Source organism: Streptomyces monashensis, assembly GCF_001866665.1.
GTDB classification, from domain to species: domain Bacteria; phylum Actinomycetota; class Actinomycetes; order Streptomycetales; family Streptomycetaceae; genus Streptomyces; species Streptomyces monashensis.
Window position 1 is genome coordinate 1 of sequence record NZ_MLYO01000195.1, and the last position, 566, is coordinate 566.

Annotated in this window: 1 protein-coding gene; it reads left to right on the top strand. The window is 68.4% G+C overall.

Annotation, left to right across the window (positions count from 1 at the left end; all coding sequences use genetic code 11):
* Window positions 1–566, top strand: a 566-nt coding sequence (locus BIV23_RS45245) for a beta-ketoacyl synthase N-terminal-like domain-containing protein (RefSeq protein WP_143079292.1), incomplete at both ends; no start/stop codon positions are given.

The window sequence follows — 566 nt, forward strand, 5'->3', positions numbered from 1 at the left end:
GGGTCGTTGCGGGGGAGTCGTACGGGTGTGTTCGCGGGGACGAACGGTCAGGATTATCCGGCGTTGTTGAGCTTGTCGGAGGGTGACTTCGGGGGGTATGTCGGTACGGGTGGCGCGGCGAGTGTGGTGTCGGGTCGGGTGTCGTACGTGCTGGGTCTGGAGGGTCCGGCGGTGACGGTCGACACGGCCTGCTCCTCCTCGCTGGTGGGCCTGCATCTGGCGGTGCAGGCGTTGCGGTCGGGGGAGTGTGATCTGGCGCTGGCCGGTGGTGTGACGGTGATGTCGACGCCGGGTGCGTTCGTGGAGTTCGGTCGTCAGGGTGGTCTGGCGGGGGATGGTCGGTGCAAGGCGTTCGCGGAGGAGGCGGACGGTACCGGCTGGGGTGAGGGTGTCGGTGTGCTGTTGGTGGAGCGGTTGTCGGATGCTGTTGCTGCGGGGCGTCGGGTGTTGGCGGTGGTGCGGGGTTCGGCGGTGAATCAGGATGGTGCGTCGAACGGTCTGACGGCTCCGAACGGTCCGTCGCAGCAGCGGGTGATCCGGGCTGCGCTTGAGGCGGCGGGTGTGTC